General features: G+C 65.7%; 13 protein-coding genes. 6 read left to right on the top strand and 7 right to left on the bottom strand.

The window, feature by feature from the left end:
* Positions 1-203 precede the first annotated feature (203 nt).
* On the top strand, positions 204-812 hold the full coding sequence (locus QM470_RS09680; RefSeq protein WP_283339102.1) for an OmpW/AlkL family protein: 609 nt from the start codon (positions 204-206) through the stop codon (positions 810-812).
* A gap of 210 nt (positions 813-1,022) precedes the next feature.
* On the opposite strand, the gene QM470_RS09675 is transcribed toward QM470_RS09680, so the two are convergent.
* The 3 genes from QM470_RS09675 to QM470_RS09665 are packed head-to-tail and all read right to left on the bottom strand — an operon-like array spanning position 1,023 to position 4,327.
* Positions 1,023-1,766 (bottom strand): sulfite exporter TauE/SafE family protein, encoded by a 744-nt coding sequence (locus QM470_RS09675; RefSeq protein ID WP_283339101.1) that lies wholly within the window; start codon positions 1,764-1,766, stop codon positions 1,023-1,025.
* Positions 1,766-3,319, bottom strand: coding sequence for a M81 family metallopeptidase (locus tag QM470_RS09670; RefSeq protein WP_283339100.1), 1,554 nt, complete (start codon positions 3,317-3,319; stop codon positions 1,766-1,768). The genes QM470_RS09675 and QM470_RS09670 overlap by 1 nt, the downstream gene beginning before the upstream one ends.
* 15 nt (positions 3,320-3,334) lie before the next feature.
* On the bottom strand, positions 3,335-4,327 hold the full coding sequence (locus tag QM470_RS09665) for a Bug family tripartite tricarboxylate transporter substrate binding protein (protein WP_283339099.1): 993 nt from the start codon (positions 4,325-4,327) through the stop codon (positions 3,335-3,337).
* Positions 4,328-4,442: 115 nt separating this feature from the next.
* On the opposite strand from QM470_RS09665, the gene QM470_RS09660 reads away from it, so the two are divergent.
* Positions 4,443-5,345, top strand: a complete 903-nt coding sequence (locus QM470_RS09660) for a LysR family transcriptional regulator (protein ID WP_283339098.1) — start codon at positions 4,443-4,445, stop codon at positions 5,343-5,345.
* 114 nt (positions 5,346-5,459) lie between these two features.
* On the opposite strand, the gene QM470_RS09655 is transcribed toward QM470_RS09660, so the two are convergent.
* Positions 5,460-6,152: a Bax inhibitor-1/YccA family protein gene (locus tag QM470_RS09655; RefSeq protein ID WP_283339097.1), complete on the bottom strand. Its 693-nt coding sequence runs from the start codon at positions 6,150-6,152 to the stop codon at positions 5,460-5,462.
* A 211-nt stretch (positions 6,153-6,363) separates the two neighbouring features.
* Here QM470_RS09655 and QM470_RS09650 point away from each other — a divergent pair, with 211 nt between their 5' ends.
* Positions 6,364-6,771, top strand: a complete 408-nt coding sequence (locus QM470_RS09650; protein WP_066534622.1) for a GlcG/HbpS family heme-binding protein — start codon at positions 6,364-6,366, stop codon at positions 6,769-6,771.
* A gap of 336 nt (positions 6,772-7,107) precedes the next feature.
* On the opposite strand, the gene QM470_RS09645 is transcribed toward QM470_RS09650, so the two are convergent.
* Positions 7,108-8,385 carry an O-acetylhomoserine aminocarboxypropyltransferase/cysteine synthase family protein gene (locus QM470_RS09645; RefSeq protein ID WP_283339096.1) on the bottom strand — a complete coding sequence of 426 codons (1,278 nt, stop codon included), beginning with the start codon at positions 8,383-8,385 and terminating at the stop codon, positions 7,108-7,110.
* Between the two features lie 237 nt (positions 8,386-8,622).
* On the opposite strand from QM470_RS09645, the gene QM470_RS09640 reads away from it, so the two are divergent.
* Positions 8,623-9,813, top strand: coding sequence for a GGDEF domain-containing protein (locus QM470_RS09640; protein WP_283339095.1), 1,191 nt, complete (start codon positions 8,623-8,625; stop codon positions 9,811-9,813).
* Positions 9,814-10,096: 283 nt separating this feature from the next.
* On the top strand, positions 10,097-11,305 hold the full coding sequence (locus tag QM470_RS09635; protein ID WP_280011569.1) for a GGDEF domain-containing protein: 1,209 nt from the start codon (positions 10,097-10,099) through the stop codon (positions 11,303-11,305).
* Positions 11,306-11,397: 92 nt separating this feature from the next.
* Here QM470_RS09635 and QM470_RS09630 read toward each other — a convergent pair whose 3' ends face one another.
* A complete protein-coding gene (locus QM470_RS09630; protein WP_283339094.1) occupies positions 11,398-12,225 on the bottom strand; it encodes a 3'-5' exonuclease in 828 nt (275 codons plus the stop codon).
* 135 nt (positions 12,226-12,360) lie between these two features.
* Entirely contained in the window at positions 12,361-14,373 is a 2,013-nt protein-coding gene (locus tag QM470_RS09625; RefSeq protein WP_283339093.1) for a peptidase U32 family protein, read from the bottom strand.
* Positions 14,374-14,771: 398 nt separating this feature from the next.
* Here QM470_RS09625 and tadA point away from each other — a divergent pair, with 398 nt between their 5' ends.
* Positions 14,772-16,190, top strand: coding sequence for a tRNA adenosine(34) deaminase TadA (gene tadA / locus QM470_RS09620; RefSeq protein ID WP_283339092.1), 1,419 nt, complete (start codon positions 14,772-14,774; stop codon positions 16,188-16,190).
* The last annotated feature ends 146 nt before the right edge of the window (positions 16,191-16,336 follow it).

The raw sequence follows: 16,336 nt of genomic DNA, 5'->3' as shown, positions 1-16,336 counted from the left end.
TGTGCTGTGGCCCTGCTGTGGGAGGCAGGAGGCGCTTGGGCGTTGCACTGTCTTGGAGTGTTGCGGCTGTGCAACGCACTGTGCGGGTGCAGCACAGGGCTGGAAAAAGCTTGAGCTAGGGCAAATGCCAGTTGTCAGCACTTTGTTTCAATCAAGTCCAAGGGGAAACCACCCCGATTCAGTGACCCAAAGGAAACACCAAGATGAAGAAGACTCTGCTGGCAATTGCCGCTCTGACTGCCCTGACCTCCGGTGCTGCAATGGCGCAGCAGCAAGACGGCAACTGGATGGTGCGCTTGCGCGCTGTGCATATCGACAGCGCCAACAAGGGTGCCGCTGCTGATGCTGGCGTGAGCATCAACAACAAAACCATCCCCGAGCTGGATATCTCGTATTTCTTCACGCCTAACATCGCTGCCGAGCTGATCCTGACCTATCCCCAGAAGCATGATGTGCGCTTGAATGGCGACAAAATTGGTTCGCTGAAGCACCTGCCTCCCACTCTGCTGGCACAGTACCACTTCACCAACTTTGGCGCTTTCAAGCCTTATGTGGGCGCTGGTATCAACTACACCCGTTTTTCGAGCGTAGATATCGCTGGTGGTGCTGTGAAGGTTGATAAGAACAGCTGGGGCGGTGCTCTGCAGCTGGGCTTTGATTACGCTCTGGACAAGAATTGGTCCCTCAACTTTGACGTCAAGAAGGTGTACATCAAGACTGCAGTTGATGCCCGCGGTGCAGGCTTGGGTAAGCTGGGTGACCTTAAGGTTGACCCCATCCTGGTCGGCGTGGGTGTGGGCTACCGCTTCTAAGCTGTACGCTGGATCCCGCCAAAAACCGCTGCCTTGGCAGCGGTTTTTTTACGCCTGTGCGGCAGCTTTCAGTCGGAATTCCTGAGCCCGTAGAAATGGGGCACCACGGTTTGGCGGGCAGTCCAAGTGCTGGTGATGGATGGGGGAACGGCTGGTGGCGTGCAAATCCGACTATTGCTTTGGGCGAGGTTGCCGGAAACATCGCCAGCGTCAACCGCGCAGCGCCTGACCGACCAGGCACAGCCCGCTGACCACCAGCAGGCCGCAGATCACCCGGCGCAAAGCGCTGGGGGAAACGCGCCGTGCCAGGCGGTTGCCCAGCAGCACGCCGGCGACGGCCACGCCCATCAGCAGCAGCCAGCGCTGCCACAGCTCGGGCTGTGACAGGCGCCCGGATGCGCCCATGGTCAGCAGCACGGTGCAGGCGCTGGCAGCAATCACCACCGGCGTGGTGGCACGCAGGGCCTGCATATCGGGCAGTCGGCGGCTGAGCCAGGCGACAACCAGGGGCCCGGCCGTGCCAAACAGCATTTCCACAAAACCGATGGCGCCACCCATGGCTGCGGCCCACGGGGCACGGCCTGCGCTGGCCGTGCGCCGAGGCACTGGCGCTGCGCGCAGCGCTTGCAGGCCCACGGCGGCCACATATGCCCCCAGTACCAGCAAAGGCCAGCGGGCCGACAGCACCTGGCTGAGCCACAGGCCAGCCAGGGCGCCGGCGACCAGGCCCGGCAGCAGGCGGCGCAGTTCGGTCCTGTTCACCTGGCGCAGATTCAGGCTACCTTGCAACAAGGATGCAGGCACATCCAGCAGCAGGGTCAGGGCCACCACCTCCGGCAGCGGCCAATGCCAGGCCAGCAAAGGCACGATGACCAGGGCCGAGCCAAAGCCGGTGATGCCCAGCACCACATAACCCGCCAGCACGACGGCGGCGGGGTAGAGCAGCTCGGGCATCAGGCCGCAGTGCCAGAGGTCATGGGGGGCATCGCCGCGGGCCAGCTCTCAGCCTGCTCCAGGCCGGCATCGGCATCCAGCGGGTACATCGGTCGGGGCAACTGCTGGAAGGGGAAGAGGCTGTAGTCCGAGCTGCAGACGCCCGGACCGCTGACCAGCACGATGTGTCTGGCAAAGGGCTCGAAGCCGGCGCGGAAATGCTGGCGCGACTTGAGTAGCACGTACCTGGCCTGGGCCGGATCCACGCCGGCATGGGTGAAGACGCCGGTGTCGTAGGGTTCCTGCGGGCGTTCGGAGATGAAGATGCGCACCGTGCCCACACGCAGCACGGCCGTGCGGCCCAGGCTCAGGCGCATGCCGGTGTACATGGGGCCGGTGACCGTGTATTCGCCATCGGTCAGCCGCTCCACCACGCCGCACAGCCGCAGTGGCTGGCCCTGCAGCTGCAAGGCGGGCATATCGGTCTTGCCACCCACATCCAGCGTCACTTCGGCACCCACGCCGGCATCAAACAGCGTGGCCACGCTGGCGGGGTCACTGAACGGGCCCGCCACCACATCCTCCAGGCCTTGTGCCAGCACTTCCTGCAGCACCGCCATGATGTCGGTGGTGCCGCCGGCGCCGCAGTTGTCGCCGTGGTCCACCAAGATCACCGGGCCCTGCGGCAGGCGCTTGGCCTGGGCAATCGATTCGGCCACTGACGCGGCGGGAAAGACGAAGTCTGCGCGGCGTGCCCAGGCCAGGCTGCACAGTTCGTCCAGCAGTTGCTGGCCTTGCGCCAGGCGATCACGCTCGGCCACGATGACCACGGAGAAGCCGGCGCAGGGAATGTCGGACAGCGGAAAGCCGCCAAACACCGAGGCGTTGCAGACCTCGCCGTCGCGCTCCGCCTGCATGGCGCGGTCCATGATGTCTTTCATGGGCTGCATGGCCGGTGTCTGGCGCAGCATATGGGTCAGCATGGGCAGGCGGCGCCACAGCAGCACCGGGGCGCTGCGGCGCTCCAGCAGCGCGCGGATGCTGCGGCCCACGCGGGCCCCGGTTTCGTACACATCCACGTGTGGGTAGGTGCAGTAGCCGGCGATGGCCGTGGCGTGGCGGATGAGTTCGGGGCTGAAATTGGCATGGAAGTCCAGCGCCACTCCAATGGGCAGGCCTGCCGGGGTGCAGGCGCGCAGGCGGCGCAGCAACTCGCCTTCGGCGTCGGCATAGCCATCCACCACCATGGCGCCGTGCAGGTCCAGCAAGATGGCATCGCAGCCTTGCTGGGCGCTGCGGACCACGGTGTCGCACAGATGCTCGAAGGCTTCGCGTGTCACCAGACCGCTGGGCACTGCGTTGGCGCAGACGGCGAAGTCCACGTCAGCGCCCATGTCGCGGGCCAGGTCCAGGTAGGCGGCGGCAGCGCTGTTGGTGCCTTCGCAGGCCAGGCGGGCGGCATCGCCGTAGGCGGGGCCATTCAAGGTGGTACCCCGGCGAAAGTCGCTCAGCAGCGTGGGTACGGGCGAGAAGGTGTTGGTTTCGTGGCGAATCAGTGCAATGACGAATTTCATGTGTCTGCCCGTTGCTTATTGTTTTTCCAGGCCCGATTTCTCGACCAGCGCGCCATAGCGCCTGGTCTCCTGCTGCAAGAAGGCCTTGGCCTTGACGGGCTCCAGCAGCACAGCGTCCAGGCAGAGCATGTCCATGGTCTTGGTGAAGTCCTCGTCCCTGGCGCCGGCCTTGAGGATGTCGTAGAGCTTGTCGATGACGGACTGGGGTGTGCCGCTGCGCATGACCACTGACAGGTTGGACTGCACGTTCAGTGCCTTGGGGTTCTGCTCGCTTTGGGCGGTGGCCTTGGGAAATTCCTTGAGTGCACGGCCTTGCAGCACGGCCACGGGCAGCACACGGCCGCTGCGGGCATGGGCGACGGAGGAGCCGACCACGTCCACATGCGCATCGGTATGGCCGCCGATCAGGTCGGCCACGGCAGGAGGCGATCCGCGGTAGGGCACGATCTCGAACTTCAGGCCGTTTTCCCGGCGCCAGCTGTCCAGGGCCAGATAGGCGGCTCCGCCGATGGTGTTGACGCTGATGGAGACCTTGCCGGGCCGGGCATGGATGGCCTGCACCAGGTCGTCCAGGCTCTTGTAGGGCCCCTGGCCATTGACGATCAGCCAGTGCGGGTAGGTGTTGAGCACGGTCACCGGGGTGAAGTCGCGGTCGCCGTCATAGCGTGCGTCCTTGAGCAGCCAGTGGTTGATGTTCAGCGTGTTGTCGCTGGCCAGGAACACGGTGTGGCCGTCGGCCGGCTCGCGCATCACGGCCAGGGCGCCGGGCACGGTGGCGCCACCGGTGACGTTCTCCACCACCACGCTCACCTTGGGAAAGGCTTTGCCCAGCTTGTGGGCCACCAGGCGGCCCATGACGTCGGCCGTGCCGCCTGGCGGGTAGGGCACCACCACCTTGATGGTGCGGCGGGGCCAGTCGGTTTGCGCCTGGGCGGCGGACATGCCCAGCACGGGTGCGAGGCAGGTGGTGAGGGCCAGGCCAACAATCTGGCGGCGAGAGGGGTGCATGCGTGTCTCCTTGTTATGTATTGCCGGTATGCGAGGCAGGCAACGCGGCGGAGTATAGAAACGCATGTCGATAAGGTCTAATATATATAAGGTCTATTGTTTATATAAAAACTATATGGATGAACACCGTCTGAAATGCTTTGTCGCGGTTTACGAGCAAGGCAGTGTGTCGGCTGCGGCTGAGCGCCTGCACATGACCCAGCCGCCCTTGAGCATCCTGCTGCGCAAGCTGGAGGAAGAGCTGAACGTGAGCCTGTTCGACCGCAGCGGCCACCGCCTGGTGCCGACGGCCACGGGAGAGCTGTTCTATCTGCGTGCCAAGGCGTTGCAGGCCAGCTTGCAGGCCGTGCGGCGTGAGCTGCGCGAGGCGGAGCAGGGGTCACGCGGGACGGTGCACATAGGCTGTGCCACGGCGGCCAGCCTGTTTCTGATGCCCCGGGTGATGGAGCAGCTGATGGCCTGCGATCTGAAGATCACCGTGCATGTGCACGAGGGCGAGACGGGCTACATGCTGCAGCGTTTGCGGGAACGCAGCCTCGATCTGATCATCTGCCGCAGCCAGTACACGGCGCCGGAGCTGCAGAATCTGGAGATCATGAACGAGCCGCTGCGGGTGGCGTTGCCCCCGCAGCACCCGCTGTGCGAGCACGCGCAGGTGCCGCTGGCGGCGCTGCGCCACGAGCGCTTTCTGTTGCACAGCTCGCTGCTGGGCACAGGCATTTCGGACATGTTGCTGCGCGCCTGCCAGCAGGCCGGATTCACCCCGGAAGTGGCGTACTGGGGCGTGGAGACCTTGCCCATGCTGCTGATGGTGCAAAAAGGACTGGGCGTGGCGTTTGCCCCCGAAAGCTTTGCCCAACTGGGCATGCAGGGTCTGCCCGCGCTGGTGCCGCTGCAGGATGCCGGGCTGTGCACGCACCTGAACATGATCTGGCAGCGCGCGCATGCACTGCCGCCCGCGGCCGAGCGGCTCAAGGCGCTGATTCTGGCGCAATGCGGGGTGCAGCCGGCAGGGTGAGTGGCGTATTTCGCAGACTGCCGGCGCATGGGCTGCGTGCCCATGAAAAAGGCACGCCGTAGCGTGCCTGGGTGTGGGCCCCTCTGCGCATGCAGAGGGTGGCCGGTGTGGCGCTTATTCGCGTTCGCCGCCCATGATGCCCAGCAGGGCCAGCAGGCTCTGGAACACGTTGAAGATGTCCAGGTACAGCGACAGCGTGGCGCTGATGTAGTTGGTTTCGCCGCCGTCGATGATCTGCTTGAGGTCATACAGCATGTAGGCGGAGAAGATGCCGATGGCCAGCATCGAGATGGCCATCATGCCGGCGGTGGAGCCCACGAACACGTTGATGACCGAGCCCACCAGCAGCACCATGGCGCCGACGAACAGCCATTTGCCCATGCCCGACAGGTCGCGCTTGATCACGGTGGCCAGCGAGGCCATCACGAAGAACACGCCGGCCGTGCCCGCAAATGCGGTCATGATCAGCTCGGAGCCGTTCTTGAAGCCCAGCACCATGGCAATCATGCGCGAGAGCATCAGGCCCATGAAGAAGGTGAAGGCCAGCAGCACGGGAACGCCGGCAGCGGAGTTCTTGGTCTTTTCGATCGCGAACATGAAGCCGAAGGCGCCGACCATGAACACAACCAGGCCCAGGCCGCCAGACAGCGAGCGGGTGATGCCGGTGGATACGCCGATCCAGGCGCCCAGCACGGTGGGCAGCAGGCTCAGCGCCAGCAGCCAGTAGGTGTTGCGCAGCACCTTGTGGCGCTGCTGCTGCGAGATGGCAACGCCAGCAGTGTCCCAAGTGGTGACGTGATCATTCATGGATAGGTTTCTCCTGTGGGTGACTGCCGTTCAGGCAGTCCAGTCAATATGAGGGTGGAGGAAGGAAAGCGCAAGGGCCATGCGCTGGCACCCGTGGATGGACCTGGGCATTTTTAGGTTGTAATGTTTTGCGCTCAGGGTCGCTTTCGGTCCGGGTTTGCACATTATGCTGGTTGCTTCCTACTCAGCGCAAATTTCTGCCTTACAGACCATGAAGACCAAGCACGAACTCGAACTCTCCGACGTCAAGAAGATCGCCGCCGCCGCCGAGGCCGAGGCCCTCAAGAACAAGTGGGCTGTGACCATCTCCATCGTCGACGATGGCGGCCACCTGCTGTGGCTGCAGCGCATGGACGGCGCTGCCCCCATTTCCTCGCACATCTCGCCTGCTAAGGCCCGCACGGCCGCCGTGGGCCGCAAGGACACCAAGGCGTTTGAAGACATGATCAACAATGGCCGCACCGCTTTCCTGAGCGCGCCGTTTGTCGACGGCCTGCTGGAAGGTGGCGTGGCCATCGTCAAGGATGGCCAGGTGCTGGGCGCCGTGGGCGTGTCCGGTGTGAAGGCCAGCGAAGACGCACAGGTGGCCAGCGCCGGTATTGCGGCCCTGGGGCTGTAAGCAGCCTGGGTTTCCGTTTCACAGGCTGCGGCGCGCTTTCAGGCGCACCGGCGGCCACTCAAAAAAGAGCGCTTCGGCGCTCTTTTTGTTAGTGGAGGCATCTGGGAGGCAGTGACCATGGCCGGCTGGGGCCGGGGTGGTGGGCATGGCCGGAAGGCCGCCCGATGCCCACTACATGCCGTACAAGCCCGCGGCAGCTTCATCCGGCAGTCCGCAGGCGAGCCTGACTGGCGTGGTTGGCGTAGACGGTGTGGCGGTGCCAGCCTTAAAGCACGATCAAGCATAAAAAAGAAGAGCGCCGAAGCGCTCTTCTTTGGAGGGTGGGGCGGGGCGCTCTCAGACCTGGGCCAAGGCCTGCTCCAGATCGGCCAGCAGGTCGTCGATGTGCTCAATGCCCACGGACAGGCGCACCATGCCTTCGGTCACGCCGGCCTTGGCCAGCTCGGCGGCGTCCAGCTGGCGGTGGGTGGTCGAGGCCGGGTGGGTGGCCAGCGACTTGGCATCACCAATGTTCACCAGGCGGGTGAATAGCTGCAGGGCGTCGAGGAAGCGGGCTCCGGCGGCACGGCCTTCGCTGCCCTTGAGGCTGAACGACAGAATGCCCGAAGCGCGGCCGCCCGACTGCTTTTGCACGATGGCGTGGTCGGGATGGTCTTTCAGGCCGGCATAGCGCACCCATTCCACCTTGGGGTGGTTTTGCAGTGTTTCTGCAATCTTCTGCGTGTTTTCGCAGATGCGGTCCATGCGCAAGGCCAGCGTCTCAATGCCTTGCAGGATCTGGAAGGCGTTTTGCGGCGAGATGGCGGCGCCCATGTTGCGCAGCGGCACCACGCGGGCGCGGCCGATGAAGGCCGCGGGGCCCAGGGCTTCGGTGTAGACCACGCCGTGGTAGCTCACGTCGGGTTCGTTCAGGCGCTTGAAACGGGCTTTGTGCTCGGCCCAGGGGAACTTGCCGCTGTCCACGATGGCGCCGCCCACGCTGGTGCCGTGGCCGCCCAGGTATTTGGTCAGCGAGTGCACGACGATGTCGGCGCCATGCTCGAACGGGCGCAGCAGATAGGGCGAGGGCACGGTGTTGTCCACGATCAGCGGCACGCCATGCTGGTGGGCCACATCGGCCAGTGCGCGGATGTCGGTCACATTGCCCAGCGGGTTGCCGATGGATTCGATGAACACGGCCTTGGTCTTGCCGTCGATCAGCTTGCCGAAGCTGGCCGGATCGCGTGGGTCGGCAAAGCGCACCTCGATGCCTTGCTGCGGAAAGGTGTGGGCAAACAGGTTGTAGGTGCCGCCATAGAGCGTGCTGGCGGACACGATGTTGTCGCCGGCTTCGGCCAGGGTCTGGATGGCGGCAGTGATGGCGGCCATGCCCGATGCCACGGCCAGTGCGGCAATGCCGCCTTCCAGCGCCGCGACGCGCTTTTCCAGCACGTCGGTGGTGGGGTTCATGATGCGGGTGTAGATATTGCCCGGCACCTTCAGATCGAACAGGTCGGCGCCATGCTGGGCGCTGTCGAATGCGTAGGCCACCGTCTGGTAGATGGGCACGGCCACGGCCTTGGTGGTGGGGTCGGGGGCGTAACCGGCGTGAACGGCAAGGGTCTCGAGGCGCATGGATGTCTCTTTCTGGTGGTCTGCGAAAAAGGGAAGGACCCGGGGATCGCACTGGCCGCGAGGGCCTGCTGTGACCGCCGGTCCGGCATAGCTGCGGCGATTATGCAAGGGGCCTTGCGCAGAACGAACCAAGCTTTAGCTATGTGCTTATGGGGTAGCGCGCACGGCCTTTGCGGATGGGTGGCGGCACTTGGATACACTTGTTTACCTTCTTCCTTTGGCGCAGGCCCTGCATCGGTGTTCTCTCTGCCCGACCGCTATTTCGCACTCCTGGTGCCGCTGTGCGTGCTGCTGCTGGCAGCGGCGCTGGTGGTGTGCTGGGGGGTGTTGCGCCAGCAACGCCAGCAGCGTTATTTGCTGTGGCTGGCAGCAGGCTATGCGCTCAGCGCCATCGGCCTGGGTTGGCAGAGCCTGCTGGACAGCACGCAGTTTGCCCTCTGGGCCCCTGTGACCGGGGTGCTGTACCTGGGCGGCGCGTGGTCGCTGGCGCGGGGCATTGCGGGGCGCTACGGAAAGTCGGCCCACCCGCGCGTGGCACTGGTGATCGCGGTGGCGGTGCTGTCGGCCCTGTATTACTACGGCCATGTGCAGGACCGCCTGCTGGTGCGCATGCACTGGCTCAATGCCGGGCTGGGACTGATGCAGATCCTGCCCATGCGTGGGATTCTGCGCAGCCAGTTGCCGGACAACCGGCTGGAGCGGGCCCTGCGCATGTCCTTTCTGGTGTTCGCCTGCTACACCATGGTGCGCCCCTTGCTGATCCTGATGCTGGCGCCGGGCATGCAGGGTAATGACATTCCGCGTTCGGTTTACTGGCTGATCACGCTGGCGGGGTCGTTGCTGTTCGCGCTGTGGTTCACCATGCTGGTGGTGGCGTGTTCGGTGCGTGATGTGTTTGCCCAGCTGCATGAGGAGCGCAACCGCGATCCGCTGACCCGGCTGCTCAACCGCCGCGCGTTCATGGAGGCGGCCAACGGCGTGCTCCGGGACCGCCGTAGCGGCCCCTGGGCCGTGGTGGTGGGCGATATCGACCATTTCAAGCAGGTCAACGACAACTGGGGCCATGCCTGCGGTGACCAGGTGCTGCAGCAGACCAGTCTGGTGCTGCAACAGCAGGTGCGCCAGGGCGATCTGGTGGCACGCTTTGGCGGAGAGGAGTTTGTGCTGCTGCTGCAGCGGGCCAGCCTGGACGATGCACAAGGGGTGGTGCAGCGCATGCGCCAGCAGCTGGAGTCGGCCGATGTGGCTGGCCTGCCCAATGGCCGGCGGGTGACGGTCAGCTTTGGCATTGCCCCGGTACAGAGCCTGGAGCAGCTGAGCAAGGCCCTGTCGCGTGCCGACGCCCTGTTGTATGAGGCCAAGCAGGCCGGCCGCAACCGGGTGCGGGTGGCCGCCGAAGCCCGAACTGCCGGCATGGTGGCGCCGTGATCGGACTGACGGCGCAGCGATGAATGGCGGTGGCGATCGCTCTGGAAACAAGAGCGGCCTGTGCTTGGCTGCAGGCCGCTGAGGTGCCCAAAGCCTGCAGATTCTTGGCGCGCTGACAGGGGCTGCGGCCGCGCTGGAATCGCACGGGGAATGGGCGCCGACGCCAATGTGCACTTGCACAAGATCAAAGGCAGATACGGCAGGGCACTCTTGCGCAAAGATACACTCAGATACATAGAGCTTACAAAGCCTGTGCTCCCCTTTTTCCACGCCCGCATTGCCTGTGAATCTGCCCGCCGACCAGTACTTTGCCTTGATTGCACCCGCCTGCGTGATCTTGCTGGGTGGCGTGCTGCTGGCCTGCTGGTGGGTGCAACGCAACCAGGCCAGTGCGCGGTTTCTGCTGTGGATGGCGGCCGGCTATGTGTTGCCGGCGCTGGCGCTGGGCGCGCAAAGCCTGATGACCAATGCCCAGCTGGGCCGGTGGGCGCTGGCCACCGCCGTGCTGTACCTGGCGGGAGCCTGGGGGCTGGCGCAGGGTATGGCGCTGCGCTGCGGCCAGGCGCACATCAACCGCTGGCTGGGGGGGCTGGCCGTGGTGGGTACGCTGGCTGTGCTGTATTACTTTTCCTATGTCGATGACGACCTGTGGGCACGGGTGCAGTGGCTGAACGTGGGGACGGGCGTGTTGCAGTTCCTGGCCATGCACAGTCTGCTGCGTGGCCAGCGCGCACGGGACCGGCTGGAAACCGCGTTGCGCTGGACCTATTTCTTCTTTGCTTCCTACACGCTGCTGCGCCCGTTGGGGGTGTGGCTGGTGGTGCCCGTGGAGCAGGTGGGCGAGCTCACGCGCTCGGGCTACTGGCTGTTGACACTGGCGGGCACCTTGCTGTTCACGCTGTGGTTTTCGCTGGTGCTGCTGGCCTGCGTGGTGCGCGATGTCTTCACCACGTTGCGCGAGGAGCGGAACCGCGACCCGCTGACCCGCCTGCTCAACCGCCGGGCCTTCATGGAGGCGGCCGAAGGTGTGCTGAATGATCGCCGCGTGGCGCCCTGGGCCGTGGTAGCGGGGGATATTGACCATTTCAAACGGGTGAACGACAGCTGGGGCCATGCCTGTGGCGACCAGGTGCTGCAGGCCGTCAGCCAGGTGATGCTGCAGCAGGTGCGTGCGGGCGATCTGGTGTCACGCTTTGGTGGCGAAGAGTTTGTGCTGCTGCTGCAGCGTGCCAGCCTGGACGATGCGGAAGGGGTGGTGCAGCGCATCCGCCAGCAGATGGCCTCGCCCCAGGGGCCCTGCCTGCCCAACGGCCAGCAGGTGACGGTCAGCTTTGGCATCGCCCCTGTCCATAGCCTGCTGCACCTGACCAAGGCCTTGTCCCGCGCCGATGCCTTGCTGTATGAGGCCAAACAGGCCGGCCGCAATCGCGTGCATGTGGACCGTCTGCTGCCGCCTTCGGTGCTAAACGATTTCCAGGCGCTGAAACGCTGACACCACGGCGCGGAGGCTGCCCATATCGGCTCCAAGGTCTGCAGGGATGCTGGCAGGCTGCAGCGCGTGCAGTCCTTGGGCGTCGGCCTGGCTCAGCCTCGGCGTGGCTGGAAAAGCGCTGCGATGCGGCTGCGGGCGGGCGCTGCACCTTGTGTGCTGTGCGGGTCTTGTGTGCCAGATGGCGCTGCCAAGGCGGCGGGCTGTGGCACGTGCGACGGCTGCGGTGTGGGCGCTGGTGGGGCGGACTGCAGGGGGTCCGACCCGGGTGCGCGGGGTGTGCGAGGGGGCCGGGGTGGCCGGGCCGCGGCAGGCGCGGGCTGGCGGGCCTGCCAGGCGGGCAGGGCGGCATGGACCACGGCCGGACCGTGGGCATCGTTGGCCGCATAGCGCAACTGGCCTGGGCTGTACTGGCGCGCCGCCCAGTTGGAGGTGGACATCTTCTTGGACTTGTGGAAGTTCTGCCCCAGCACCAGCGCCACGGCCGCACGCACGCCGGTGCTGTTGCCATAACCGTACTGCTTGAACACCCGATCCAGGTCCACCACGTTGTGCAGTTCACAGCCCAGGCGGCGCGGCAGGGTGGCTTTGTCGTTGTCCAGGCCAAAGCCCACCTTGCAGATGCCGGGGTGGGCCAGCAGTTCGCGGGCCAGCTCCAGCGCCTGTGGGTGGTGCAGCTGCAGCAGCCAGGCCGCATCCGGGGTCGCCAGCTGCACCAGGTGCGGGCCGGTGTCGACCTGCTGGGTGCTGAAGATGGGCTTGCTTTCCGTGTCAAAACCCAGTGCGGTCTGGGCCAGCAGGGCCGCGCGGGCGGCGGCAAATTCGGCCTCGGTGGCGGGCAGGTGAATGGCGCTGTCCGGCAGGGCTGCGAACGCGGGCAGCAACTGGCTTTCTTCTTTGGAGGGCGGCTTGAGGCGGGGCATGGTGCGCAATTGTCGCAGCTGCAGCGGGTCGCCGCCGCGCAGATGCGCGGGCGGCCGGGTTGCATGGGGTGGTGGCGTTGTCGCCCGCAGAGCCGCTTGCGCGCCCCGTTGTGGTGTCACCGGAATAGGCCAGGCTCAGGCCTGGGGCTTGGGCAGCGGCGTGGGGCGTGTGCGGTAGAACTGCATGGGGTGTTCCTGCATTTCCTTGGCATGCTGGTTCAGCACCGATTTCTTCATCTTGCCCACTACGTGCATCTCGCAGGGTTTGCAGTCAAAGCGCAGCGTCAGCTTTTCCTTGCCGTTGATCAGCTGCAGCGGCTCGGCCTTGATGGTGCCCTTGACGCCGATCACGCCCTTGGCCTGCTTGGGGCACAGGCTCATGGAGAAGCGCACGCAGTGCTTGGTGATCATCAGCGAGACTTCGCCTTCTTCTTCCTTGCTTTCGTAGGCGGCGTCCACCACCTTCACGCCATGCTTCACATAGAAGTCATGCGCCTTCTGGTTGAACACATTGGCCAGATAGCTCAGCGTGTCCTCGGGGAAGGGCGCGGGCGGTTCCACCGGCTTGGCACGCGGCAGGCGGATCAGGCCGTCGGCGCGGGCCTGTTCCAGCCCGGCCAGTGCATCGCGGCGCAGCTGGTTCAGGGCCGAGGCGGGCACAAACCAGGGCTGGCTGACGCTCAGCGCGATGTCGTTGACCGCGAAGATGCTGGCGCCAAAGCGGCCCAGCTGTTCGCGCAGCGTGGCTTCGGCCTTGGCCGTGTCCGTGGCGGCCTGGTGGGCCTGTTCGATGCCGGCGGTGGCGGTGAACCCGTCTTCGTCGGTCAGCGTCAGTGCAAAGCCCGCCGCGGTTTCCTTGAATTCGGCCCACAGGCCGATGCGGCGTTCGCTGGACTTCTTCTCCAGTGTGCGCACCCAGTCCATGTCGCGGTTGCGGTTGATTTCCAGGCCCTTGCGCAGGTCCTTGAACTCGGCAATCTCGTTCTTGGGGAAGACGCGCCAGATGCCTTTCTTGGCATGCACGCATTCGGCACGGTTGATGTGCACGCCCACCAGTTCCTTTTGCAGGTCGTAGTAGCACAGGCCGTCGCCGTTGTGCAGCTCGGTGGCCTTGTCGCTGGCTTCGATTTCAAACCACTTGTCGCCCACCAGGGTGACCCAGCCAATGGCACGGCCGGGGGTCTTGGGGGTGTCGAAGGCGCCGATGTCGTCCTTGCGGCCATTGACAAAGTAGTCGGTGAACTCGCGGTTGAAGTTCTGGTCGGGATCGGGCTCGAACGTGAACGTGGTGCGGCCCGAGGAGGAACGCGCCAGCGGCTGGTCGGAGAATTCGCGTTCTTCGATGATCTCGTCCAGCAGCTTGCGGTAGTGGGCCGTGATGTTCTTCACATAGCCCATGTCCTTGTAGCGGCCCTCGATCTTGAAGCTGCGCACGCCGGCATCGATCAGGGCGCGCAGGTTGTCGCTCTGGTTGTTGTCCTTCATGGACAGCACATGCTTTTCGTGCGCAATGATGCGGCCGCCGGCATCCGTCACCTCATAGGGCAGACGGCAGGCCTGGTTGCAGTCGCCACGGTTGGCGCTGCGGCCTGTGTGGGCGTGGCTGATGAAGCACTGGCCGGAATAGGCCACGCACAGCGCACCGTGCACAAAGAATTCGATCGTGGTGCGGGCCGGGTCGGTGGCGGCGCGCACGGCGGCAATCTGCTGCAAGTCCAGCTCGCGCGCAATCACGATCTGGGACAGGCCCGCATCCTGCAGAAACCGCGCCTTTTCGGGGGTGCGGATATCGGTCTGGGTGGAGGCGTGCAGCTGGATGGGGGGCAGATCCAGCTCCAGCAGACCCATGTCCTGGATGATCAGCGCATCAGCCCCTGCGTTGTAGATCTGCCAGGCCATGTCGCGCGCGCCCTGCAGCTCATCGTCGCGCAGGATGGTGTTGAGCGTGATGAAGATGCGGCTGCCAAAACGGTGGGCATGCCGGATGAGCCGCTCCAGGTCGCGGATGTCATTGCCTGCCGTGGCGCGTGCGCCAAAGGCCGGGCCGCCGATGTAGACAGCATCCGCGCCATGGTTGATGGCTTCAATGCCGATATCGGCGTCGCGGGCCGGGGACAGGAGTTCGAGCTGGTGGGGCAGGAGGGACATAGGGCGCGGATTATCCCAGGGCCATGCCGGGAGCGGGCGAAAGCGGGGAATTGACCGTTCATCGGCAAAAATACCAAAAACCAGGGATGTGCACGTGTACGAGATTTACCTACAGTGGCATTGCCACCTTCGCGGGTGGAGTGGTGCCGGCCGCAGCCGCTGACAGGCGGTGCCCGGTGCGTCCAAGAGAGCCCATTGCGGTGTTGACGGTCTGCTTGCCTGGTCTGCAGACCGTCTCTGTCCAGGGGGAGGGGAGGCGCACTGAGGACATTGCCTGTCAGGGGCCGCGGCCGGACCACTGTCTCTTTCAATAAGCTTGACGGGCGCCTTCGGGCGCCCTTTTTTTGTGTCCCCCGGCACATGCAGGCTCGAGGCCTGGCGGGGATAATTGTCGGCACATGCCTGCTTCGCCTCCGCTCTCTCCCGACGCTTCTGACGCCGCCGCCGATCACGCCCACTGGATGCGCCATGCCCTGCGCCTGGCGCAGCAGGCGGCGGAGGCGGGCGAGGTGCCTGTGGGCGCCGTGGTCGTGCACCAGGGCCAGATCGTGGGGGAAGGCCGCAATGCCCCGATTGCCAGTGGCGACCCCACGGCCCATGCCGAAGTGCAGGCGCTGCGCGATGCGGCACGCCGCCTGGGCAATTACCGGCTGGAAGGCTGCACCCTGTATGTGACGCTGGAGCCATGCACCATGTGCAGTGGTGCCATGCTGCACGCGCGCGTGGGTCGGCTGGTCTATGGTGCAGCCGAGCCCAAGACCGGTGCGGCGGGGTCGGTGCTGAATGTGTTCGGCTACCCCGCCATCAACCACCAGACCCAGGTGCTGCGCGGTGTGCTGGCCGAGGAGTGTGCCGCCTTGCTGGCCCGGTTCTTCCAGCAGCGGCGCCAGGCGCACCGGGCGGCGGCCGTGCACCCGCTGCCGGATACCGCGCTGCGCGTGCCCGACCGTGCGTTTGCCGATCTGCCCGACTGGCCCTGGCAGCCCCGCTACCGCAGCGACCTGCCCAGCGGGCAGGGGCTGCGTCTGGCCGCCGTGGACGAGGGGCCGCACGACGCCCCGCTGACCTGGCTGTGCCTGGCCGCCAGCCCGGGTTGGGGCTGGGCCTTTCGCCACCTGATTCCCGCTTTCCTGGCGGCAGGCCACCGTGTGGTCGTGCCGGATCTGCCGGGCTGGGGCCGCAGCGACCAGCCCAAAAAGCCCCAGGCCCACAGTGCCACCTGGCACCAGCAGCTGTTGCTGGAATGGGTGGAAGCGCTGGATGTGCGCCATGCCGTGCTGCTGGGGCAGGGTGATGCCGCCCGACTGGGGCTGGCCGTGGCCAGCCAGCAGCCTCAGCGCTTTGTGGGCGCCTGGCTGCACGATGCATGGCCGGCAGATGCCCTGCCCCCGGCCTGGGCCGACTGGCAGTTGCAGGCCGCCCGCAAACCCCGGTGGCCGGTGGGAGCGCAGCTTCAGCAGGCGTGGGGGCTGGCCCCCACGGCGGCGGAACAGGCCGCATTCGATGCCCCGTTCGCGACGGCCGGTCACCGTGCGGCACTGCAGGCGGCGCCACAGTGCCGCGCCGCCTTGCCCGCTGTGCCGGCCGGGTTGCTGCACGACTGGCTGGCGCAGGGCCGCTGCTGGGTCACCCGCACGCCACAGGCAGCGATGCAGTACCCGGTGTGCAGCGCATCCGAATACGACACCGCCTGGAAGCAGGTGCTGCCTGCGCTGGCCGGGCACTCGCAGGCCATGCCGTCCAACCCCGGTCTGGACTGGGGCGGGCCGCAGGCAGACGGCGGTGCACGCCGCGCTGTGGAATACTTCCGTCCGTAGCCCGCAGGCGGTGCCTGTGCGGCGTGGGTGCCTTGCTGCTGTGGCAAGCGCCCTCTCTCGCATTCCCCTTTTCACGGAGCGCGCCGCCTGCTTGCGGTGCGGACAAGCTTTGGCGACCACCCGCAAATCCACCGGAACCTCTCCCA

Origin of the sequence: Comamonas sp. 17RB (genome assembly GCF_030056555.1) — a bacterium.
Classification (GTDB): Bacteria; Pseudomonadota; Gammaproteobacteria; order Burkholderiales; family Burkholderiaceae_C; genus Comamonas; species Comamonas terrigena.
The sequence above is the reverse complement of the archived record's forward strand: the minus strand, read 5'-3'. Positions and strand labels throughout refer to the sequence as shown.